This window comes from Flindersiella endophytica (assembly GCF_054779015.1).
This window is the reverse complement of the sequence record NZ_BAAGYY010000036.1, coordinates 227020-248694: the sequence shown is the minus strand read 5'-3', so window position 1 is coordinate 248694 and position 21675 is coordinate 227020. Positions and strand designations below refer to the sequence as shown.

The 21675-nt window shown below is 69.5% G+C and carries 21 protein-coding genes; 4 read left to right on the top strand and 17 right to left on the bottom strand.

The window, feature by feature from the left end; translation table 11 throughout:
• Nucleotides 1-2: 2 nt before the first annotated feature.
• The 7 genes from ACYVF6_RS39645 to kdd all read right to left on the bottom strand — a co-directional run bounded on the left by ACYVF6_RS39645 (nucleotide 3) and on the right by kdd (nucleotide 8502).
• The gene (locus tag ACYVF6_RS39645; protein ID WP_460529758.1) at nucleotides 3-767 is read right to left on the bottom strand and encodes a polyprenol monophosphomannose synthase; all 765 of its coding nucleotides are present in this window, start codon (nucleotides 765-767) and stop codon (nucleotides 3-5) included.
• Entirely contained in the window at nucleotides 764-2380 is a 1617-nt protein-coding gene (gene lnt / locus ACYVF6_RS39640) for an apolipoprotein N-acyltransferase (protein ID WP_460529755.1), read from the bottom strand. The genes ACYVF6_RS39645 and lnt overlap by 4 nt, the downstream gene beginning before the upstream one ends.
• A gap of 586 nt (nucleotides 2381-2966) precedes the next feature.
• Nucleotides 2967-3359, bottom strand: a complete 393-nt coding sequence (gene kal, locus ACYVF6_RS39635) for a 3-aminobutyryl-CoA ammonia lyase (RefSeq protein ID WP_460529752.1) — start codon at nucleotides 3357-3359, stop codon at nucleotides 2967-2969.
• A complete protein-coding gene (kamE, locus tag ACYVF6_RS39630) occupies nucleotides 3356-4129 on the bottom strand; it encodes a lysine 5,6-aminomutase subunit beta (protein WP_460529749.1) in 774 nt (257 codons plus the stop codon). Before kamE ends, kal begins: the two co-directional genes overlap by 4 nt.
• Nucleotides 4126-5682 (bottom strand): lysine 5,6-aminomutase subunit alpha, encoded by a 1557-nt coding sequence (gene kamD, locus ACYVF6_RS39625; RefSeq protein WP_460529746.1) that lies wholly within the window; start codon nucleotides 5680-5682, stop codon nucleotides 4126-4128. Before kamD ends, kamE begins: the two co-directional genes overlap by 4 nt.
• A 7-nt stretch (nucleotides 5683-5689) precedes the next feature.
• On the bottom strand, nucleotides 5690-7045 hold the full coding sequence (locus tag ACYVF6_RS39620) for an amidohydrolase (RefSeq protein WP_460529743.1): 1356 nt from the start codon (nucleotides 7043-7045) through the stop codon (nucleotides 5690-5692).
• Nucleotides 7045-8502: an L-erythro-3,5-diaminohexanoate dehydrogenase gene (gene kdd, locus ACYVF6_RS39615; RefSeq protein WP_460529740.1), complete on the bottom strand. Its 1458-nt coding sequence runs from the start codon at nucleotides 8500-8502 to the stop codon at nucleotides 7045-7047. The genes ACYVF6_RS39620 and kdd overlap by 1 nt, the downstream gene beginning before the upstream one ends.
• 82 nt (nucleotides 8503-8584) lie before the next feature.
• On the opposite strand from kdd, the gene ACYVF6_RS39610 reads away from it, so the two are divergent.
• On the top strand, nucleotides 8585-9961 hold the full coding sequence (locus ACYVF6_RS39610) for a KamA family radical SAM protein (protein WP_460529737.1): 1377 nt from the start codon (nucleotides 8585-8587) through the stop codon (nucleotides 9959-9961).
• Here the strand turns inward: ACYVF6_RS39610 and ACYVF6_RS39605 are convergent.
• Nucleotides 9948-10244 carry a hypothetical protein gene (locus tag ACYVF6_RS39605; RefSeq protein WP_460529734.1) on the bottom strand — a complete coding sequence of 99 codons (297 nt, stop codon included), beginning with the start codon at nucleotides 10242-10244 and terminating at the stop codon, nucleotides 9948-9950. The two genes, ACYVF6_RS39610 and ACYVF6_RS39605, sit on opposite strands and share 14 nt — an antisense overlap.
• Between ACYVF6_RS39605 and ACYVF6_RS39600 the strand changes: the two genes are divergently transcribed.
• Together ACYVF6_RS39600 and ACYVF6_RS39595 are read left to right on the top strand one after the other, a co-directional pair.
• The gene (locus ACYVF6_RS39600) at nucleotides 10237-11766 is read left to right on the top strand and encodes a DUF4185 domain-containing protein (RefSeq protein ID WP_460529731.1); all 1530 of its coding nucleotides are present in this window, start codon (nucleotides 10237-10239) and stop codon (nucleotides 11764-11766) included. The two genes, ACYVF6_RS39605 and ACYVF6_RS39600, sit on opposite strands and share 8 nt — an antisense overlap.
• 42 nt (nucleotides 11767-11808) lie before the next feature.
• Nucleotides 11809-12180 (top strand): nuclear transport factor 2 family protein, encoded by a 372-nt coding sequence (locus tag ACYVF6_RS39595; protein WP_460529728.1) that lies wholly within the window; start codon nucleotides 11809-11811, stop codon nucleotides 12178-12180.
• 6 nt (nucleotides 12181-12186) lie between these two features.
• On the opposite strand, the gene ACYVF6_RS39590 is transcribed toward ACYVF6_RS39595, so the two are convergent.
• The 6 genes from ACYVF6_RS39590 to ACYVF6_RS39565 all read right to left on the bottom strand — a co-directional run bounded on the left by ACYVF6_RS39590 (nucleotide 12187) and on the right by ACYVF6_RS39565 (nucleotide 17431).
• On the bottom strand, nucleotides 12187-13068 hold the full coding sequence (locus ACYVF6_RS39590) for a hypothetical protein (protein WP_460529725.1): 882 nt from the start codon (nucleotides 13066-13068) through the stop codon (nucleotides 12187-12189).
• A 92-nt stretch (nucleotides 13069-13160) separates the two neighbouring features.
• On the bottom strand, nucleotides 13161-13709 hold the full coding sequence (locus tag ACYVF6_RS39585) for a MarR family winged helix-turn-helix transcriptional regulator (RefSeq protein WP_460529722.1): 549 nt from the start codon (nucleotides 13707-13709) through the stop codon (nucleotides 13161-13163).
• A 44-nt stretch (nucleotides 13710-13753) separates the two neighbouring features.
• Nucleotides 13754-14593: a 3-methyl-2-oxobutanoate hydroxymethyltransferase gene (gene panB / locus ACYVF6_RS39580; protein ID WP_460529719.1), complete on the bottom strand. Its 840-nt coding sequence runs from the start codon at nucleotides 14591-14593 to the stop codon at nucleotides 13754-13756.
• Nucleotides 14590-15501 (bottom strand): 4-phosphopantoate--beta-alanine ligase, encoded by a 912-nt coding sequence (panC, locus tag ACYVF6_RS39575; RefSeq protein WP_460529716.1) that lies wholly within the window; start codon nucleotides 15499-15501, stop codon nucleotides 14590-14592. Before panC ends, panB begins: the two co-directional genes overlap by 4 nt.
• A 20-nt stretch (nucleotides 15502-15521) precedes the next feature.
• The gene (locus tag ACYVF6_RS39570; protein ID WP_460529713.1) at nucleotides 15522-16670 is read right to left on the bottom strand and encodes a sensor histidine kinase; all 1149 of its coding nucleotides are present in this window, start codon (nucleotides 16668-16670) and stop codon (nucleotides 15522-15524) included.
• Nucleotides 16667-17431: a response regulator transcription factor gene (locus ACYVF6_RS39565; protein ID WP_460529710.1), complete on the bottom strand. Its 765-nt coding sequence runs from the start codon at nucleotides 17429-17431 to the stop codon at nucleotides 16667-16669. The genes ACYVF6_RS39570 and ACYVF6_RS39565 overlap by 4 nt, the downstream gene beginning before the upstream one ends.
• Before the next feature lie 121 nt (nucleotides 17432-17552).
• On the opposite strand from ACYVF6_RS39565, the gene ACYVF6_RS39560 reads away from it, so the two are divergent.
• The gene (locus ACYVF6_RS39560) at nucleotides 17553-18317 is read left to right on the top strand and encodes a hypothetical protein (protein ID WP_460529707.1); all 765 of its coding nucleotides are present in this window, start codon (nucleotides 17553-17555) and stop codon (nucleotides 18315-18317) included.
• Here the strand turns inward: ACYVF6_RS39560 and ACYVF6_RS39555 are convergent.
• The 3 genes from ACYVF6_RS39555 to ACYVF6_RS39545 are packed head-to-tail and all read right to left on the bottom strand — an operon-like array spanning nucleotide 18292 to nucleotide 21675.
• Nucleotides 18292-19596 carry an ABC transporter ATP-binding protein gene (locus tag ACYVF6_RS39555; protein ID WP_460529704.1) on the bottom strand — a complete coding sequence of 435 codons (1305 nt, stop codon included), beginning with the start codon at nucleotides 19594-19596 and terminating at the stop codon, nucleotides 18292-18294. The genes ACYVF6_RS39560 and ACYVF6_RS39555 overlap by 26 nt on opposite strands.
• Nucleotides 19580-20632 carry an ABC transporter ATP-binding protein gene (locus tag ACYVF6_RS39550; RefSeq protein ID WP_460529701.1) on the bottom strand — a complete coding sequence of 351 codons (1053 nt, stop codon included), beginning with the start codon at nucleotides 20630-20632 and terminating at the stop codon, nucleotides 19580-19582. The genes ACYVF6_RS39555 and ACYVF6_RS39550 overlap by 17 nt, the downstream gene beginning before the upstream one ends.
• Nucleotides 20629-21675: an ABC transporter permease gene (locus tag ACYVF6_RS39545; protein ID WP_460529698.1), complete on the bottom strand. Its 1047-nt coding sequence runs from the start codon at nucleotides 21673-21675 to the stop codon at nucleotides 20629-20631. The genes ACYVF6_RS39550 and ACYVF6_RS39545 overlap by 4 nt, the downstream gene beginning before the upstream one ends.

Below are 21675 nucleotides of genomic sequence, written 5' to 3'. Positions count from 1 at the left end.
GGTCACCTGCTTCCGGCGCTCACCAGTCTTCGAAGTTGCCGGAACCGATGGTGGAGGCCCCAGCCTGTCACTCTCCTGAACGATTCGAACATCACTTTGAGATCCATCTTCGAGGCACCACGTTCGCGTTCACGGAAAACGATCGGGACCTCGTCGACGAAGTAGCCGGCCCGGATGGCCCGCCAGGCCAGGTCGATCTGGAAGCAGTAGCCCTGCGACTCGACGTCGTCGAGTGCGACGCCCTCGAGCGTGGTGCGCCGGAACGCACGGAAGCCGCCGGTCGCGTCGTGTAGCGGAATGCCGAGGATGAGCCGGGCGTAGAAGTTGCTGCAGCGCGACCACACCTTGCGCAGCGGCGACCAGTTCTCGACCCGGCCGCCGGGGATCCAGCGGGTGCCGATCACGAGGTCGGCCTCGCGCAGGGCACGCAGCAGGTCGGGCAGTTGCTCCGGCTGGTGCGAGCCGTCGGCGTCCATCTCGCAGATCACGTCGAAGCCGTGCTCGATCGCCCAGGCGAAGCCGGCGCGGTAGGCCATGCCGAGGCCCTGCTTGCCGGGGCGGTGCAGCACGTGGACCTGGTCGTCGGCCGCTGCCAGCTTGTCGGCGAGCTCGCCGGTGCCGTCGGGCGAGTTGTCGTCGGCGATCAGCACGTCGACGTCGGGAACGGCGGCCCGGGTCCGCTGCACGATCGGCTCGACGTTGTCGGCCTCGTTGTAGGTCGGGATGACGACCAGGACCCGGCCGAGGTCGCTGAAGACGTCGCTCACGATGTTGCCTCCCGGGTCCGCCTGCGGGCCATGCGTCGCGCCACGACAGCGACGACGAGCGCCAGGAACCCGACACTAGCCAACCCGATCTCGGGAACCGGGCCCAAGATCGCGGCGAGCGTGCGTGTCGTTCGCAGCGGCACCTTTTCGACGAAGATCTCGCGAGTACGTTCCTTCGACTGCGCGACGATCGAGCCGTCCGGAGCGATCACGCCCGAGATCCCACTCGGCGTCGCGACCAGAGCGGACCGGCCGTACTCGATCGCCCGCAACCGGGTGATCGCGAACTGCTGCTCGGGCATCCCGGTCTGCTGGAACGTCGCGTTGTTGGACTGCACCACGAGCACCTGGGAAGTGTCGACCTGGCGGACGATCTCGTCGTAGGCGATCTCGAAGCAGATCACCTCACCGATGTGCACGCCGGCGATCTGCATGTTGCCCGGCTTGTCGCCTGCGTAGGTCTGCCGGCCGACCAGCTGCAGGCGGTCGATGTAGGGCAGCAGCAGGTCACGCATCGGGATGTACTCGCCGAACGGGACGGGGTGCTGCTTGACGTAGACCTCCCCGGGCCCCTTCTCCGGGTCCCAGACCATGCCGGTGGTGCGCCGGTGGTCGGGCCCCGGCCCGTCGAGGATCGCGCCGACCAGGATCGGGACGCCTGCGATCTTGGCCGCCTGGTCGACCACGTCGAAGGTGATCGGGTCCTCGAACGGGTCGATGTCGGTGGAGTTCTCCGGCCACACCACGAAGTCGGGCTTGGGATATGTGCCGGAGTCGACGCCGCGCATCAGCTGGATCGTGGCGGCGAGGTGGTTGTTGGTGACGGTCCGGGCCCGGCCGAGGAACTCCAGGCCCTTGCCCGGGATGTTGCCCTGCACGACCGCCACGGTCGAGGACTTGGGTGCGTCAGTGGGCAGCGGCACCAGCAGACCGCCGAGCGCGATACCGACGGCGGCGACGAACGCGACCGCGCGCTGCCAGATCCTGGCCGGCGAGGCCAGCAAAGCCCACAGCGCGAGGTTGGCGGCCAGCGCGGCGACGAACGTCACGAACGCGGCACCGCCCAGCGCCGAGGTGGCCGCCAGCGGCGTGTCGACCAGCCCGTAGGCCAGCCGGCCCCACGGAAAGCCGCCGAACGGGATGTGGGCACGGGCGTACTCGAACAGCACCCACAGCGCGGCCACCCAGACCGGCCAGCCCCGCAGCCTGGTGAGCAGGGCGATGCCGGCGCCGAGGGCGGCTGTGAAGAACGACTGGATCACCACGACCGCGAGCCAGGCATCGATACCGGGCACCCGCATCCACTGCTCCAGCAGCGCGAAGAACGCGAGACCGAACACCATGCCGACCAGGGCCGCGCCTCGCAGGCGAATGCCGGTGCCAGAGCACAACCAGGTCAGTGCGGCGACGGCGAACGGCAACAGCCAGCCCCTGCCGATCGGCGGGAACGCCAGCGCGAGCGCGAGCCCGGCGACCAGCGCGAGCGGCAGGCGGTAGCGCAGCCGCCAGGTCAGGTCGTGGATCCGGCCAGGGTCGGGCACCGGGCCCGCGGTGCCACGCTGTGGCCCGTCGTCCTTCTCCAACCGAACGGCGGTGTCCTCCTCGACGCTCACCGCCACCGCCCTTCCTGATCGATCATGGGGTTCGAAGCCTGCGCTCCTGGGCGTGAAAAGACTGTCAGAACCGTACAACGGGGAAGTAAGAGAAAGGGTGCCACGGTTGGTGGCTGGACACCGAATCGCCGGCGTGGTCGCTGTGCCTGCCTGAGGGCGATCCCCGGAACCCCGCTGCGGACTGATCGGCTCGAAGCCGAGCGGGAACAGTGAAACGGAACGGCCCGCGCACCCTTCGGACCGACCCGCGACGCGCCGGATGCGTGCCTCGCGCCGTTGTCTACTGGGCAGCGGACCGTTCCGTGGCCACCCCACCGCCTTCGGGGAATGTCCTGAGCTAAGCCCCGTGATCGTAGAAGAGACTGTCGGTTACCAGCCTCGGCGCCTCACGCGACCACTCGGCGCGGAACCCCGTGCGTTGTATGCGACTGCGGTGGACAAGATATGACCTTGCCGATCCGCACCCCTCACTGTCAACTCCGCCCTGACCTGCGCCGATGCAGGAAACCGCAGGTCAGCAAGGCTGTTCCGACACGTACCAGATGCGAAGTTTTTTCGCGTCCGTCGGCGTGTCGTCGAGGGCGGGTCACTTTGGTATGACAACGGTTGCGCGAGCCGTAGTGGCGAGGATCGGTTCGGGTAACACAGCAGCCGCCGATTCCGCCTTCTCCGGCTCGGCTCGGCAGACTACCGCGGCCGTCAGTTCGAGGTCGCGGCTCCGGTTGCCGACACGCGTGACGGTGGCCGTCACCTCGACGACATCGCCCGCCCGGACCGGAGCCTGGAACTGGATGTCGGAGTACGACGCCAGCAACCCCTCGTCGCCATCGGTACGTATGCACACCTCGGTGGCGACGTCGCCGAACAGGCCGAGCACGTACGCGCCCGCGGCCAGGTTGCCGCCATAGTGTGCGTCGGCGTACGACACGTAACGACGATGGGTGACGGTGAGGCCGAGCCTGTTGTCGTTGCCGGTCATGCCGCCTGCCTTTCGGTGACGAGTGCGTGGACGAGGTAGCTGGCCACCTCACCGGGTGTGGTGCCGCGACCGAAGACCCGGTCGACGCCGAGGTTCGGCGCCATGTCCTCACTGAACCTCGGCCCGCCGACGACGAGCAGCGGCCGCGGCCCCTGTGCCCGGGTCGAATCGTCGAACGCCGCGGACATCAGCTTGGTGTTGAGGACGTGGGCGTCCTTCTGCGTGACGACCTGGGAGACGAGGACGGCGTCGGCGCGCTCGTGCTTGGCACGGTCGACGAGCTCGGGGATGTCGACCTGCGCGCCGAGGTTCACGACCTTGAGCTCGCGGTAGTACTCCAGGCCCTTCTCCCCCGCGAACCCCTTGACGTTCAGGATCGCGTCGATGCCGACCGTGTGCGCGTCGGTGCCGATGCAGGCGCCGACGACGACCAGGCGGCGGCGCAGGCCCTTGCGGATGGCGAGGTTGACCTCCTTGGGAGTGAGCAGGGGGTATTCGCGTTCGGTCACGACCACCTTGTCGAGCTCGACGAGATGCGACACCTTGCCGTAGACGACGAAGAAGGTGAACCGCGGTCCCATCGCCTTCGCGTGCACGACGAGCGCGGGATCCATGCCCATCTTGTTCGCGAGCTGCAGCGCGGCACCCTCGGCCTTCCGGTCGTGCGGAACCGGCAACGTGAACGAGATCTGCACCATCCCGTCACCGGTCGTGTCGCCGTACGGCCGGACGATCGCCGGCTCTGGGCTCAGGCCCGGGATGCCGCTCATGCGTCCTCCTCCAGCAGCTCGGTCGCCGGGTTGTAGTAGTCCTTCGCCTGCTTGGCAACGCCGTCCAGGCCCTTGCCGGCGTCGGGTGGGCGGTGCATGAGGCCGAAGGTTCCCTCGGCGATCGCGGTGAGAAGGGAGTCGTCGGCGATGCGGTCGAGGAGGTCGATGGACTCCGACAGGACTTGCCTGGCGCGCTGGGCGATGAAGCCGTCCGGCCGTGGCTGGAAGTCCTCGTGGAGGTTGCCGCAGGCATTCATCACGTAGCGGACGTTCTGCAGTGCCAGGTCGCGGTCCGACAGCCAGGGCGTGACGACGGCCTCGGTCATCATGCCGACCAGCAGGATCTGCTGGCCGGTGAGAACGCCGGCCAGGTTGAAGAAGCCGTCCAGGAGGTAGCCGCGGAAGACGTCGCCGGTCATGTGGCGCGTCGGCGGCATCCACTTCAGCGGCGCCTTCGGGAACAGCTCGCGGGCCAGCAGGGCGTGCGCCAGCTCCATCCGGAACGACTCCGGCCGTTCCGGGTCGATCTCGAACGCGTGGCCCAGACCGAGTTGCCAGTCCTCCAGGCCTGCCTCGCGGGCGAAGTACTCGTTGAGCAACTGCGACACCGTCACCGTGTGCGCGGCTTCGACCGCGTCGGCGGTCGTGAGGTAGTTGTCCTCGCCGGTGTTGATGATGATCCCCGCCCGGGCGTGGATCTGCCGCGAGAAGCGCTGGTCGACGAACGTACGGACGGGGTTGATGTCGCGGAAGAGGATGCCGTACATCGAGTCGTTGAGCATCATGTCGAGCCGCTCGAGCCCAGCCAGCGTGGCGATCTCGGGCATGCACAGGCCCGAGGCGTAGTTCGTCAACCGGACGTAGCGGCCCAGTTCGGCAGACACGTCGTCCAGCGCCGAGCGCATCAGGCGGAAGTTCTCCTGCGTCGCGTACGTGCCGGCGAAGCCCTCGTGGGTCGCGCCCTCGGGCACGTAGTCGAGCAGCGACTGTCCGGTCGAACGGATCACCGCGATCACGTCGGCGCCTTCGCGGGCGGCCGCCTGGGCCTGCGGGATGTCCTCGTCGATGTCGCCGGTCGCGACGATGAGGTAGATCCACGGGCGCTGGGGAGGATCGCCGAGCTTCTTCACCAGCCGCGAACGTTCGCGGCGCCGGGCGTCGATCCGCTTCAGTCCGGCCGCGGCCGCGCGGCGGGAGGCCGTCCTGGCCCGCGTCGAGTCGCGGCCGGACGGCACGGAGAACCGCACCGAACCCGAGGCCGCCTTCTGCGCAAGGGTTTCGAGGTCTTCCGCCTCGCCTCGCAGCAACGCGTGCCACACCGGCAGCGCGACGCCCGGCTCCAGCCCGACGTCGTGGCGTACGGCATCGGCCAGCCGGTTGACCCACGGAGTGCCGTCGGCATCCGCACCGGTCAGGCCGGCCAGCCGCAGCACGGCCCGCTCGACCGACACGGTTGTGTGCGCCCTTGCCAGCTTGACGATCGGCCGTCCGGCGCGCCTTGCCAGCGAGCGCGCCTTGCGGACCACGGCCGGGTCGAGCCCGAGTTTGTTCACCTGTCTCTCACTCCCTCGCGTAAACCGTCCGGCCGCCGACCACCGTGCGCATGCAGACGGCCTGCTCGCCGCTGAGGTCCCATTCGGCGTAGTCGCCCGTACCGTCGTCTGTCTCGTCGAGCTTGCCGGCCCAGCGACCGCCGCGGGTGTGGGCCGCGAGCGCCTGGTCGTAGGTCAGCCGGGACCCGGGATTGTGATGCCCGGTCGCACCCCGGATCGCACCCCACGGGTCCATCGGAGTGACGGGTGAGTCGGAGCCGAACGCCAGCACGAGTCCGGCACGCGCGAACGCCGCGAACGGGTTGGTCGCCAGCGCGCGCTCGGCACCCAGCCGCTGCGCGTACATGCCGGACTCGCCGCCCCAGAACGCGTCGAACGCCGGCTGCACGCTGAGCGCCACGCCGCACTCGGCGAGGATCGCGAAGTCCTCGCTGTCGACCGACTCGGCGTGCTCCAGCCGGTGCCGGGCCGCGCGCAGCGCCTCGGCGCCGATCGCCTTCTCCGCGAGCCGGAAGCCCTCGGCCGCGGCTGCCGTACCGGCGTCGCCGATGCAGTGGAAACCTGCCTGCAGGCCGGTCTTGGTGCACGCGATCACGTGCTCCGCGACGGCTTCGGCGGGCAGGTAGACGTGCCCGTGATGGCCGTCTCGGTCGGCGTACGGCTCGAGCAGGCCCGCGGTCCGCGAGCCGAACGCCCCGTCCACGTTGAGGTCTCCGGCCGCGCCCGCACAGCCGAGCTCGAGCGCCCTGGCCACGCCGCCGTCGGAGACGTGCTCGCCCCAGTACGGCACGACCGTCACGCCTGGCCGTTCCTCGGCGAGCTCGCGGATCAGCAGGATGTCCTCGGGGTCGTTGATGTGCGGTGCCGCCATCTCGTGCACGCAGCCGATGCCGGCTGCTGCCGCGGCGTCCAGCGCGCGGGCGATCGCGGCCTTGCGTTGCGCCCGGGTGAGCAGCGCACGACCCGCCTCGCGGGCGTGGTGGTTGGCGTCGCGCTCGGTCCGGCCGGTGCCGTTCCAGCCCTCGGCAGACGCGATCCGCGGAGCCCTGGCCAGCAGCGCGCCGGAGACCAGCGACGAGTGCCCGTCGACCCGGCTGAGCAGGACGACCCGGCCGGGCGCGGCCCGGTCGAGTTCGGCGGACGTCGGCAGCGTCTGATCCGGCCACGCGGTCTCGTCCCAGCCGAAGCCGAGGATCACGGCGTCGTCGGATCCGCGGGCGTACGTCTCGAGCGCGGCCAGCAGATCGGCCTTGCTGGCTGCCGGCTCCAGCCCGAGCCCGGACAGCCGGAACCCGGTCTGGGACAGGTGGACGTGCGCGTCGACGAACGCCGGAAGCCTGGTCAGAGCTCCAGAAGAAGTCACTAGTGCACCCTCGCCTCGAACAGTTTCCGAACCCCTGGCTCGGTTCGGAGCAGATCGAGAGCATATTCCGCGTGGCCCGGCAGGTATCCGTTGCCGATCAGCATCGTGACGTCGGCGCCCAGGCCCTCCGCGCCCAGCGCGGCAGCCGAGAACGACGTCGCCATCGAGAAGAACACCACGGTGCCGCGAGCAGCGGTGGCGAGGATCGCGCCGCCTTCGCAGCCGGCGACGTCGACGCAGACGACGGTCAGGTCGGCCGGTCCCCCGGCGCCCTGGACCGCCTCGGCGACCGCGATTGGGTCGCGGGCGTCGGCGACGACGACCGCGTCGGCGAGTGCGGAAGCCTCCAGCGCGGCGGCTTCCGCACTCGTCGGCACCAGCCCGATCAGCCTGGTCGCGCCGCTGCGGCGAGCGGCGGCCAGCGCGAGCGAGCCGGACTTGCCGGCGCCGCCGAGCACGCACACCGTCAGCTTCGTCGACGATCTCGCAGACGATTTTGCATACGTTTCCGGCGACAATCCCGCCTGCGATTCTGGCGACGATCCTGCCTGCGATCCTGGCGGCAATCCTGGCGACGATCCCGGCGACGATCCTGCCTGCGATCCTGGCGGCAATCCTGGCGACGATCCCGGCGGCAATCCTGCCTGCGATCCTGGCGGCAATCCTGGCGACGATCCCGGCGGCAATCCTGCCTGCGATCCTGGCGGCAATCCTGCCTGCGATCCCGGCGACGATCCTGCCTGCGATCCTGGCGGCAATCCTGCCTGCGATCCCGGCGACGATCCTGCCTGCGATCCTGGCGGCAATCCTGGCGACGATCCCGGCGACGATCCTGCCTGCGATCCTGGCGACGGAATTGCAGACGATTTTGCCGACGATGCGGCCGCGCTGCGCTGCTCGCGTACGACCTTCGCGGTCAGCGCCGGGGCGCCGCAGACGTCGAACACTGCCAGTGCGAGCTCGGCCGGCAGGTCGTCGGGCAGTTTCGCCACGACCGAGCGGCCGAACAGGATCGCGTGGCCGTCGCAGGGCACCTGCTCGCTGTCGCCGGCCCAGCGGGTCAGCCCGTCGGTGATCGCGAGCGGGGTCAATGTGAGCGACACCAGGGTCGCGATCCGGTCGCCCTTCTGTAGTCCTAGTGGTGACTCCGGGCCGACCTCGTCGACGGTGCCGATCAGCATGCCGCCGGATCCGGTGACCGGATTGTGCATCTTGCCCCGCTCGGAGACGATCCGGAGCACGGCGTCCCGGACCGCGGCACCGTCGTGTCCGTACTGCTCGCGCAGCTGCCGGAACGACGCGGCGTCCAGGTTGAGCCGCTCGACGCTCACCCGCACCTCGTCGGCCCTGACCTCCGGACTGGCGTCCAGCCGGTGCGCCGCCTGCGGCAGCGCACCAGGCGGTTCGAGGACGCGAGAGTGGCCGAGCGAAGGTATGGATGTAAAACTTGCGGGCATAGGGTGAATATACTGCAATTTCTTCGTCTCAGTGCCATACTTACCGGACGGCAAGCCGGGATTTCACCTTGGGAGGTACGCAGTGCAGGTGCCGCACCAGCCGTACGAATACCGCTTCCGCAGCCTGGTCGAGCCCGACTGGACGCGGCTGCCAGGCTGGCGCGACGTGAGCGAGGCCGACTGGCGCTCCGCTCAGTGGCAGCGCGCGCACTGCGTGAAGAACCTCAAGCAGCTACGAGCCGTGATGGGCTCGCTGCTGAGCGACTCGTTCTACGCCGACCTCGAACGTGACCAGGCCGAGCGGGCCACGATGTCGATGCTGCTGCCGCCGCAGATGCTCAACACCATGGGTCAGCCGGACGGCCCGCCGACAACGGATGCCTTCTACTCCGATCCGGTGCGGCGCTACATGCTGCCGGTGTTCTCCGACCGGCGTACCGACTGGCCGTCGCACCCGCGGGCCGCGCGTGACTCCCTGCACGAGCACGAGATGTGGGTCGCCGAGGGTCTCACCCACCGCTATCCGACCAAGGTGCTGGCCGAGATCCTGCCGACCTGCCCGCAGTACTGCGGGCACTGCACGCGGATGGACCTCGTCGGCAACTCCACGCCGGTGATCGACAAGCTGAAGTTCGGGCTGAAGCCGGCCAACCGGCTCGACGCCATGCTCGACTACCTCCGTACGCATCCCGAGGTACGCGACGTCGTGGTCTCCGGCGGCGACGTGGCGAACATGCCGTTCGCCCGCCTGGAGGCGTTCGTCGACGCCCTGCTCGACATCGACAACATCCGCGACATCCGGCTGGCCTCCAAGGCCTTGATGGGCCTGCCGCAGCACTGGTTGCAGTCCGACGTCCTGGCCGGCCTGGAGCGGCTGGCTACCAAAGGCCGCGCTCGTGGCGTGATGATCGCGCTGCACACGCACGTCAACGCCGCTTCGTCGGTGACACCGCTGGTCGCCGAGGCCGCCAAGGCCGTGCTGGCGACCGGAATCCGCGACGTACGCAACCAGGGCGTGCTGATGCGCGGCGTCAACGACTCGATCCCGCAACTGCTGGACCTCAGCTTCAACCTGCTCGACGGCGCGATGATCACGCCGTACTACTTCTACATGTGCGACATGATCCCGTTCAGCGAGCACTGGCGGGTGCCGGTGCGCGACGCGCAGGCCCTGCAGCACGGGATCCTCGGCTACCTCCCGGGCTTCGCCACCCCGCGCATCGTCTGCGACGTGCCGTACGTCGGCAAGCGCTGGGTCCATCAGGTCGAGAGCTACGACGAGATCCGGGGCATCTCGTACTGGCAGAAGAACTACCTCACCGGCATCGAGCGCGAAGACAGCACCGCCCTCGACCGCCGCTACGAGTACTACGACCCGATCGACACCCTCCCCGAAGAGGGCCGGCTGTGGTGGAAGCGTCAGGCCGAGCAGGAGCTCCCACTCGTCAGCGCTTCCTGATCTTCAGGTAGACCGGCCGCCACGGTAGGTCGAGCGCAGGGTCGAGCGCACCGCCGGCGTTCGTCTGCTCGACGACGTGGCTGGTTGCAAGAACGCGACGAGAAACAAACGAGACAAGGCCGAAGCCGGTCTGGAGGTGGCGCCGGACCTCGGGCGTTACCACGATGTAGCCCATGCGTCGTCGGAAGTCATTGCTTCTCGCGCTGGTGCCGCTGAGCGCACTCGCGATACTGCCGCTGTCCTCGTCCTCGTTCGCGCAGAACGAGCCGGTCAGCATGAACACGTACGGAAAGGGCTCTTCGAGCTCGAAGACTCTGGGAGCCCCGATCGAACCCGTACGCGAAACCGAAGCCAGCACCCAGGCCGTGCCCGGCCCGAGCATGGCCGAGCAGGTGGCCAAGCTCACCGGTGCCGGCTCGATCAACAACACCGACACGGCCTATCAGGTGATGGGCACCGACCTCGGCATGATGTGGGACAACGGCTCCGGTCAGGTCCTGATGGCCTTCGGTGACACCTACGGCGAAGGCTGGGGCGGCAACGGTGCCGGGCCGTCAACCGCGGACTGGCGGTGCAACGTGCTCGCGCGCTCCGGCGACCAGAACCTCGCCGACGGCGTGACGTTCGACGACATGATCGTCGACCGGCCAAACCACGCCGGCCAGCTGCTCGACTGCAAGAAGATCGACCGCGACGAGCACACGGTGATCCCGAACTCCGGCATCAGTGTCGGCAACCGGCAGTACATTCACTACTTCTCGCAGAACTGCTGGTGCCCCTGGAACACCAACTACGCCGGCATCGCCTACTCCGACGACAACGGCCAGACCTGGACCAAGTCCCCCGAGGCCCGCTGGCAGAACACCGCCGACTGGAACCACCCGTTCCAGATCGGCGCGTTCGCCAAGGACGGCGGCTATGTCTACCTCTTCGGTACGGCCAACGGCCGGCTCAGCAACATCCACCTCGCGCGGGTACCCGAGAAAAGCGTGCTGGACAAGGCGGCCTGGCGCTACTGGGACGGCAACCGCTGGCAGTCCGACGACCTGAAGGCGGCCCCGATCGTCGCCGCGCCGAGTGGTGAGCTCAGCGTCGCGTACAACAAGTACCTCGGCCGCTGGATCATGATGTATCTCGACGAGAACCAGGCCGCGATCGTGATGCGCGAGGCCAGCTCGCCGCTCGGTCCGTGGAGCGGCGGCAAGGTCGTCGTCCGCGGCGGCGCCGAGGGCCAGTACGGCGGCCTCTACGCCCCGACGATCCACCCCTGGTCGACCGCTTCCGGCTCGCCGGACCTGTACTTCGCGATGTCGTGGTGGCCGCGCTACAACGTCTACCTGATGAAGACGACGCTCGACCGCGCCGTCGACTCCGCCAACCTGGTGAGCGATCCGGGCTTCGAGAACCAGGTCGCGAGCCGCAAACCGGCGCCGTGGCGGATCACCGGCACCGGCGGCATCGACGAGGGCGGCACGCAGTCGCACTCCGGCGACAAGAACGGCTACGTACGTGCCTGGCAGGGCTGGAACGGCCTGAGCCAGACCGTCGCCGTCCGGCCCGGCAAGTCGTACCGCCTGACCGCCTGGGTACGCACGTCGGCCTCGGCCACCAACTCCGTGCTCGGCGTACGCGGTGCGCGTGGCGTCATCGCCGAGAAGCCGGCGGGTCCGGCATCGGCGTACAAGCAGGTGACCCTCGACTTCAAGGCCGGGAACGAGACACTCGTCGAGCTCTACGGCGGTTTCTGGTCGCAGGGCAAGGACACCTGGTTCCAGCTCGACGACGTGAACCTGCGCCAGCTCTAGCTTTCGAGCCTCGAGACGCTCGCCGGGTACTACGGTCGGAACATGGGGCCGACCGAAGTATCCGGCGACGTGGTGGACAGCGCCGCGGTGGCCGAGGCGTTCAACGCGGCCATCAACGCGCGTGACCTGGATCGGCTCGCCGGCCTGATGACCGACGACCACACGTTCGTCGACAGTGCCGGCGAAACCGTCGCCGGCAAGCCCGCCTGCGTCGATGCCTGGCGCGGCTTCTTCGAGGCCTTCCCGGACTACCGCAACGTCTTCACGTCACTCGTGGCTGACGCAGCCGACGGGGCAGTCGTGACGATCGAGGGCCGCTCGGAGTGTGCCGACGCGCGGCTCGCCGGACCCGCCCGCTGGACCGCCGTGGTCCGGGACGGACGGGTCGCCCGCTGGCAGGTCGACGACGCCTGACGAGCTTCAGCGAGACGTCGCGGCCGTGATCCGGGCGTCGACCGGCACGTCGTCGGCGTCGATGCTGAACACCGCGATGTAGTGCTCGGCCATCACACACCGGACGTTCTCGCCTCCTGTCGGCACGGCCGACAGCTGCTCCGGCTCCACGACGAGCACGGCGCCGTCGTTGCGGCACCCACTGACCGGGAACGCGAACATCCGCGTGCCCGCCGTCCGGCCGGCGCCGTGGACGTCGGCGGCCAGCTTCGGGAAGCCGTCTGGGAACTGGGCCAGGAAACGTTCGGCCTGGTCCGGCTGGCTGATCTCGGTCGCGTCGACCTCCGGAACCCGCAGGCCGTTCTTCCCGAACTGCTGGAAGCCGACCAGCTCACCGAGCGCGGCCGGATCGGGGCTGTCGCCCTGCAGTTTCGGGTTGGCCGGCAGGTCGGCACGGTCGATGCCGAAGACCGCGACCGTGCTCTTCTGCGCCACACACTCCTCGTGCTCGGTCACGTCGAGGTAGCGGATCGCGAAGTCGTCGCCAGACCGCCGCAGCTCCACGCCACTCGCGGTGTCACAGCCGATGCCGGCGTGGAAGACCAGCAACGCCTTACCGCCGAGGTCGTAGGTCTCGAGCTTGTCCCGGAGGTCGGTGGCCAGCGACTCGTCACTGAACGTGAGCCGGCTGGTGTAGGCGAGCACGTCGTTCTTGTCGTCGAGGACCGTGGCGTAGGGCTTGGTGCCTCCGACCAGCTTGAACGCCACCACCTCGGCGTCGACCGGAGCGCCTGTCGGCCCGGGTGAGGCGTTGGCCGACGGGCGGCCACAGCCGCTCAGCGAGCCGGCCAGCAGAAGAGCAAAGCCGACCAACACGCTGATGGAGAGAGGTTTCTGGTGCTTTGTCATCTTTTGCATACCTTTTCGACGCTTAACCCCCACCGTAGGGTTGTCCCGGTATGGCGTCCGCCATCAGGCCGGGCCGGCCTCGCAGTATGCAGTTACCCGGTTTCGCCGGGTTCTGACAGATTGGACTGTGCGACAGGCCCAGCGGTTCCAGGCGTCTCCGCGGGCCTGGCCAGCACACACGCCGTGATCGTGTCGAGGTCGGCCAGCAGCCGGTGCTGCCCCGCCTCGGGTAAGCCTGACGCCATCCGCTGCTCGATCGCCACGATCGCCGTCCGTGCCTTGGTCAACCGCTTGCGCCCGTGCGAGGTCAGCTTGGCCGGCAACGCGCGCCCGCGCGTCGACACCGCGTCGCGTTCGACCAGGCCGGCCGTCTGCAGGCCCTGCAGCACCTGGTGCATCGACTGGCGCGTGACGAACGCGCCACGGGCCAGCTCGGCACCCGACAGCCCGGGCCGCTGGTCCAGCAGGTCCAGGCAGGCGTACTGCGGGAGCGTCAGATCGTAGACCCGCAGCGCCGACTCCATCGCGCCTCGCAGCGCGGCATCGGCACGACGTAAGGCGTAGCCGATCCTGCGATGCAGCGCATGCTCCTGGGCAGCCTGAGCCGATTCTTCGGCGCCGCCTTCAACACCCTCCACCATGACGGCACTTGGACACGTGGATGCCGCTTCAGGTTCCCGTTCAGTTACTCGGCGATTTCAGTCCGAAACGCCGCAAGCTCCGCATCAGGCATCGGATATGTGTGCTCGGCGGCGGGATACGCGCCCGATCGAACCTCTTTGGCATACGTTCGTACGGCCTCGATCTGTTGCTCGCGCAAGCCGGCGTAGCGCTTCACGAACCGTGCGCCAGGACCCTCCAGCAGGCCCAGGAGGTCGTGGAAGACCAGCACCTGCCCGTCGGTGGCCGCGCCCGCGCCGATCCCGATCACGGGGACGCCGAGCCGCGGCATCAGCAACTCGGTCAGGGCCGCGGGGATCGCCTCGAACACGAGCGAGAAGCACCCGGCCGCCTCCAGCGCCGTGGCCTCCTCGAGCAGCCGGCGGGCACTCGCCGCCGACCGGCCCTGGGCCTTCAGCCCGCCGAGCTGGACGGCGGTCTGCGGCGTGAGGCCGATGTGGCCCATCACGGGAATGCCGGCCTCGACGATCGCCCGGGCCCGGTCGGCCGACCGGCCGCCGCGTTCGAGCTTCACCGCGTCGCAGCCGGCTTCCTTGACCAGCCGGACGGCGTTGTCGACCGCCTGCTGGTCGGAGGACTCGTACGAGCCGAACGGCAGGTCGCCGACCAGCAGAGGTGTCCGCAGGCCACGCCTGACGGCGCTCGCCAACATGATCATCTCGGCCATGCCGACGGGGACGGTCGAGTCGTAGCCGAGCACGGTGGTGGCCGCGGAGTCGCCGACCAGGACGACGTCGACGCCCGCCGCCTCGGCCACCCGCGCCGAGGGGAAGTCGTAGGCCGTCACCATGACGATCGGCGTGCGCTCGGCCTTCAGCTCCGCAAGCCGGAACAGGCTCGTCATCGCTGGGTTCGATTCTGGGTTCGATTCTGGGTCCGGTTGACGACCACGCTGTCGATCTGGGTGTTGTCGATCAACCTGGCCTTGCCCACGCGCGCCGCGACCGCGATCAGCACCGGCCGGTCGCCGAACCGTTCGACCGGCGCCAAGGTCTCGGCGTCGCGCGCCTCGAGGTATTCGGGTACGACCCCGGCCTCCGCCAGCACCTTGTGCGCCCGCGCCAGTGCCTCGGCGGTGGTACCGCCCGGCCGCGCGCTCTCGACCGCGACGTTGAGTGCCCGGTTGAGCGCGACCGCCTGCTCACGTTCGGCCGGCTGCAGATAGACGTTGCGCGAGCTCATCGCGAGCCCGTCGGCCTCGCGGACGGTCGGGCACACCACGATCTCGACGGGGAACTCCAGGTCGCGCACCATGCGCTGGATCACGAGGGCCTGCTGCGCGTCCTTCTGGCCGAAGTACGCGACGTCGGGCCCGACCGCGTTGAACAGCTTCGCCACGACGGTCGTAACGCCGCGGAAGTGCTCCGGCCCACGCCGGGACGGGTCGCCGTCGAGCACGTTCGTGAGCTCGCCGGTGACCTCGACCGTGGTGGTGTAGCCGTCGGGGTAGACCTCGGCCACCTCGGGCGCGTAGATCACATCGGCGCCGGCCTCGCCGGCCAGGGCGACGTCGCGCTGCTCGTCGCGCGGGTAGGCCGCGAGATCCTCGTTCGGCCCGAACTGCGTGGGGTTGACGAACAGGCTCATGACGACGGTGTCGCAGCGCTCACGGGCGGCGCGGATCAGCGAGAGGTGCCCGTCGTGGAGGTAGCCCATCGTGGGCACCAGGCCGATGGTCCGGCCGGCGCGACGGTCGGCCGAGAGCAGCTCGCGCAGTGCCTTGCGGGTACGGACGACTTGTGGCTCGGTCACGCCTTCAAGCTACGCGATGCTCACGCGACACCGAGCGGAAGCCGGACCTCGAAGCGGCAGCCCTGCCCGATGTTGCGCACCTGGACCGAGCCCTGGTGGGCCTCGACGATGCCGCGGACGATCGCCAGCCCGAGACCCGCTCCGGGGCCGACGACACCGCCTCGATCGCCCTCGCCGGGCGCCGGCGTACGTGCGGTGCTCCCCCGCCAGGCCACCTCGAAGACGTGGTCGAGGTCGCCGTCCGGGATGCCTCCACAGGCGTCGGTCACCGACAACACGGCGACCCCCTCCTGCGCTCCCGCCTCGACCACGACGGCGCCGTCGTGCGGCGTGTGCTGGATGGCGTTGGTGACCAGGTTGGTGAGGACGCGGGACAGCTCGCGGGCGTCGGCCCGGACCGAGCCCGGCAGCCGGCCGGCGTGCCCGGACAGGCGTACGCCCTTGGCTCTGGCCAGCGGGTCCGCTCCGGCCAGCGTGTCGCTCACCAGGTCGGGCAGCGAGACCTGCGACAGCGTGAGCTGCAGCGCGCCGGCGTGGATCCTGGCCAGCTCGAACAGGTCGTCGACCATCCGGGTGAGCCGGTCGACCTCGACCCGCATCCGCTTGTGATAGCGCCGTGGATCCTCGGCGACGCCGTCCTCCAGCGCCTCGGCCATCGCCCGCAGCCCGGCCAGCGGCGTACGCAGGTCGTGTGAGACCCAGGCGACCAGGTCCCGGCGGGAGGCCTCCAGCGCCTGCTCCCGCTGCCGCGACTCGGCGAGCTTGCGGCTGGCCGCCTCCAGCTCGCGGGACACCTCGGCCAGCTCCACACTCGGCGTGCGGTCGGGAGGTGTGTAGCTGCCCGCTTCTCCGAACGTGCGGGCCGCGGCACCCAGGGCGCGGCTGTCCTTGGCGAGCTGACCGGCCAGCAGCATCGCGATCGTGAAGCTCACCAGCCCGGCCGGTGCGATCACGATCAGTGTGACCTGGAAGTCGTGCGGCGACAGGAACATCGCCTGCGCGGTGCCGAGGAGGCCGGCGACGAACGCGAGCACGGCCACGACGGCGATCGCGACGAGTGAGCGGCGGACCGAGCCCTTGCGTAAGGCGGGAACGGCCAGCAGCCCGATGACGCCGATCGCGGCCGACCAGGCACCCGCGATCGCGACGATCAGCAGAACATCTCTCACGTGGCCGGCTCCTCCCCGGCCGGCGCCCAGCGGTAGCCGACGCCCCACACAGTGACCAGCCGGCGTGGCTCGCCGGGGTCGGGCTCGACCTTCTCGCGTAGCCGCCGGACGTGGACGGTCACCGTCGACTGGTCGCCGAACGTCCAGCCCCAGACCTTCTCCAGCAGTTGCTCACGGGTGAACGCCTGGCCCGGATGGCCGAGCAGGAACGCGAGCAGGTCGAACTCGCGTACGGTGAGCGCGAGCTGCTTCCCGCCGCGGGTCGCCTGGTGCGCGGCGAGGTCCAGCGCGAGGTCGCCGTCGGTCAGCGTGCGCGGCTCGGTGGCCGACGCCCAGGGCTGGGCGGCACCGGTGCCGGTGCCGCCGTGCCGCCGCAGTACGGAGCGGACGCGCAGCACCAGCTCGCGCGGGCTGAACGGCTTGGTGACGTAGTCGTCGGCTCCGAGCTCCAGGCCCAGCACGCGATCGGCCTCGCCGCCGAGCGCGGTCAGCATCACGATCGGCAGGTCGCGGCCCTCGTCGGTGGCCCGGAGGCGGCGGCACACCTCGAGGCCGTCGACGCCAGGCAGCATCAGGTCGAGAACGAGCAGGTCAGGACGGCGCTGCGCGATCATCGCGAGCGCGGTCTCGCCGTCGGCAGCGTGCTGCACGACGTTGCCGGCCTTCTTCAGATAAGCCAGCACGACCTCCGCGACGGTCGGATCATCGTCGACCACGAGAACGTAGTGCGTTGGCGCCTCGTGGTCCCCTGCCTCTGCCATACCGACCGAGTGTAGGCAGCGCCTCCGGCCGCTGTCCGGCCCACGGTGGGCTGTCACAGCTTCGTAAGACTGGCACGTTCGGCCGAGAGGTAGGCTGTCCACCCAGCCTCGGGGAGGGCTCATGGACAGCGAGGGAATCAGCCAGGAGCAGGCTGCCGCCGCGCTCGCCACGATCGAGGAGAGCCGCGGCCTCATCCAGGCCGAGCGAGCGACCGGACGTGGACGGCGGTACCTCCAGCACATCCTCTTCGCGCTGGCTCCGCTGGTGGAGTACGCACCCAAGGATCTGATCCGCAGCCGGCTCCTGCGCTGGACCATCCGCGGTGCGTGGCAGGGGACGCTCTTCGCTCTCAGCATGAGAGCACCCGTCATCTCCCGGATGCCTTCGTTCGGTTCGAAGCAGTCGATGAAACGGCCGGTGGCGACGACCTCCGCCATCGTGGCAGCCATGACCGTCTCGGAACGTCTGGTCGTCTTCCTGCTGCGACGCAGCCGACTGCGACGACCCAACGTCGTCGCCGGGTTCGCGATCGTCCCGCTGCGCGCCGGCTCGCGGTTCCTGCTGGGACGGCTCGCGCGCGGCGAACAGCCCACCCCCACCGGCGCCGCGGAACCCCATCCAGCCCTCCTGCCACCCGACACCTTGGGCGTCGCCGCCCTGCTCGGTGAGGGCGAGCTCGTGGACCTGGCGTTCATCCGCGATGCGTTCGGCATCGATCAGCTGTCGCTGGCCGGCCGGCTGCAGCCTCTGATCGACGACAAGCTGGCCACCACCCTCCACGCCAAGGACACGTACAAGGTCTACCTCACGCGGGACGGCCGGGATGTCTACGCTCGACACCTGCGGGCGCTGCGTGGGCTCAGTACAGGTGACACGCCACGTTGACACCGGCCGACGGGCGTAGTGCCGGGTCTTCGCCTTCCTCGAAGTCCACGACAACCGTCTCGCCGGCGATCTCGACGCTTCGTACGCCACGCCACAGCGGCTCGTCCTCGTCGGCGGCGCGCAGGCGCTTGGTCAGGTCCAGCAGGTCTTCTGCCGTGAAACCCCTGCCCGGCTTGAGCACCGCCCGGTGGGAGGGCTCGTCGAGGTCGTCGAGGTTGCCGATCACCGCACGCTCGTTGCGGTAGGCCTCCTCCTCCAGCCCGAGCCAGCGCTGCTCGAACAGCGCCTTGAGGTCGCGGCTCTCCCAGCCACAGCGCTCGAAGGCCAGCGGGCAGCGTGGGTGGAACGAGCACCCCAGCGGCGGCATCGCGGCATCCGGGATCTCGCCCCGCGGCAGGTCCCGCGGCACCGCCTTGCTCGGGTCGGGTTCGGGCACGGCCTTCAGCAGCGCCTTGGTGTACGGGTGCTTCGGATCGGCGAAGATCTCCGCGGTCGCGCCGATCTCGATGATCCGGCCGAGGTACATGATGGCCACGCGATCGCAGAAGAACTTCGCAGTAGCCAGGTCGTGGGTGATGTAGACGTAGGTCAGGTCGAGGTCGCGCTTGAGATCGAGCATCAGCTGCAGGATCTTCGCGCGCACGCTCATGTCGAGCATCGAGATCGGCTCGTCGGCGACGACGAGGTCCGGGTTGAGGATCAGCGCCCGCGCGAACACCGCACGCTGCTTCTGGCCACCGGACAGGTCGCTCGGGAACTTGCTGAGGTACTGCTCGACCGGCGCCAGCCCGACCCGTTCGAGCGCCGCCTCGACGCCGGCCCGCCGCTCGGCCTTGCTCGAAACAAGCTTGTGGATCCGCAGCGGATCGCCGACCGCGGTCTCGATGTCCATCGACGGGTTGAGCGCCGCGGACGGGTCCTGGAACACCATCTGCAGCTTGCGCCGCATCGGCCGCAGCTGGCGCTCGCGCAGCTCCGCGAGGTCCTGCCCGAGGTAGCTGATCGAGCCGGCAGTCGGGCGGACCAGGCCGAGCAGCGCGCGGCCGAGCGTGGTCTTGCCGCTGCCGGACTCCCCCACCAGGCCGAGCACTTCGCCCTTACGGAGCTGGAAGTTGACGCCGTCGACGGCCTTGACGACACCGCCGCCGGCACCGAACAGCCGGCCGAGCGCGCTGCCCCGCAACGCGAAGTGCACTTCCAGATCGCGGACGTCGACCAGCACGTCGTCCGCGTCCGTGACGGTCACTGGGGTTTCCGGGGTCTCAGGCTTCGTCGGCAACGCTGATCTCCTCGCGTACCAAGGCTTCGGTGCCGCCTTCGGGAATCTGCCCGGCCGGACCGTGCAGCCAGCACGCGACCCGCTGGCCGCTCGGCTGGGTGGTCTCGACCGGGTCCTGCTCGACGCACACCCGCATCGCGTCCGGGCAGCGCGGATGGAACTTGCAGCCCGGCGGTGGGTCGACCAGGTCAGGTGGCGCACCGGGGATGAAGTGCAGGCCGGTGGTCTCCAGCGAGATCGTCGAGCGCAGCAGCTCCCGGGTGTACGGGTGCTTGGGCGCCGAGAACACCTCGCGGGCGTCACCGATCTCGGCCAGGTGCCCGGCGTACATCACCGCCACCCGGTCGCAGGCCTCGGCCACGATGCCGAGGTTGTGGGTGATCAGCAGCAGCGCGGTGTCGAAGTTGCGCCGCAGGTCGGCCAGGATCTGGATGATCTGCGCCTCCACCAGCACGTCGAGCGCGGTGGTCGGCTCGTCGGCGACGATGAACGCCGGGCGCAGCACGAGCGCGAGCGCGATCATGATGCGCTGCCGCATGCCGCCGGAGAACTCGTGCGGGTACGCGCGATATCGGCTCGGTGGAATCCCCATCCGCCGCAACGTGTCGATCGAGCGGTGCCGGACCTCCGCCTTGCCGATGCCCTTCTCGTGCCTGCGCAGGGTTTCCTCGAAGTGCTCCGAGATCCGCATCAGCGGGTTGAGCCGGGTCAGCGGCTCCTGGAAGATCATGCCGAGCTCTGGCCCGCGCATGCGGTCGAGCCCGCGCCGGTCGAGGGTCAGCAGGTCGGTGCCCTTGAACATCACCTGGCCGTCGGCCTTCGCACCGCCCGGCAGCAGGCCGAGCAGCCCACGGCCGAGCGTCGACTTGCCGCAGCCGGACTCCCCCACCAGGCCGAGCGTCTCGCCCGGCCGCAGGTCGAACGAGACGTCGTCGACCGCGCGCACAGGGCCGCGTTCGGTGCCGTACCAGACCCGGAGGTGGTCGACCTCGAGCACCGGCTCGTCGCTGCTGTGCAGCTGGATCACGTCACTCATTCGGCGGCCTTCCCCTCGTCGCCCGCGGCCATGCCCTTCGGCTGCCTGGGCGGTAGCACGACAGGCAGCAGCCGGCGTACGCGCAGCGTCGGGTTCAGCGTCTCGTTCAGGCCCTCGCCGACGAACGTCAGACCGACCACCAGCCAGACGATCGCCAGCCCCGGGAACACGCCTGTCCACCAGATGCCGGAGGCCGCGTCGTCGACCGCGCGGTTGAGGTCGTAACCCCATTCGGACGCGTCGGTCGGCTGGATGCCGTAGCCCAGGAAGCCGAGGCCGGCCAGCGTCAGGATCGCGTCGGCGCCGTTGAGCGTCGCGATCACCGGCACGCTCTGCACGACGTTGGAGAAGAGGTAGCGCAGCATGATGACCATCGGCGGTGCGCCGATCGCGCGGGCCGCCTCGACGTAGGTCGCCTCCTTGGCGCTCACCGTGCTGTTGCGGACGACGCGGAAGTACTGCGGAACGTAGACCACGGTGATGGCCACCGCGGCGATCGCGATGCCGCCTCCCAGCGCGTCCGGAATCTTGTCGGCGAGCAGGAACGCGACCACGATCGCCAGCAGCAGATAGGGAAACGCGAACAGTGCGTCCATGACGAGCACGAGCACGCGGTCGAGCCAGCCGCCGACGAAGCCGGAGATCAGTCCGAGCAGCACGCCGATCGCGACCGTCAGGATCAGCGACAGGATCACGACCTGGATCTCGGTGCGCGCGCCCCACACGACGCGGGAGAACACGTCGTAGGGCTGCACGCTGGTGCCGAACCAGTGCTCGCCCGACGGCCCGACCTGCTTCGGGAACCGCTGGCCCGAGGCGTCCTCGACCTGGTTGAAGCCGAACGGTGCCAGCAGCGGCGCGAAGACCGCCACCAGCACGACCAGCCCGGTCATCACAGTGCCGGCGACCAGCATGCCGCGGGCGACACCGCTGGAACGACGGTACGGAAGCGCGATCAGTGCGGTGAGCCGGACCAGCGGAGAACGCCGCTTGGAGACGGGGTGCAGCGGGCCGCCGGTCTCGACGGTGGGGGTGATCGCCAT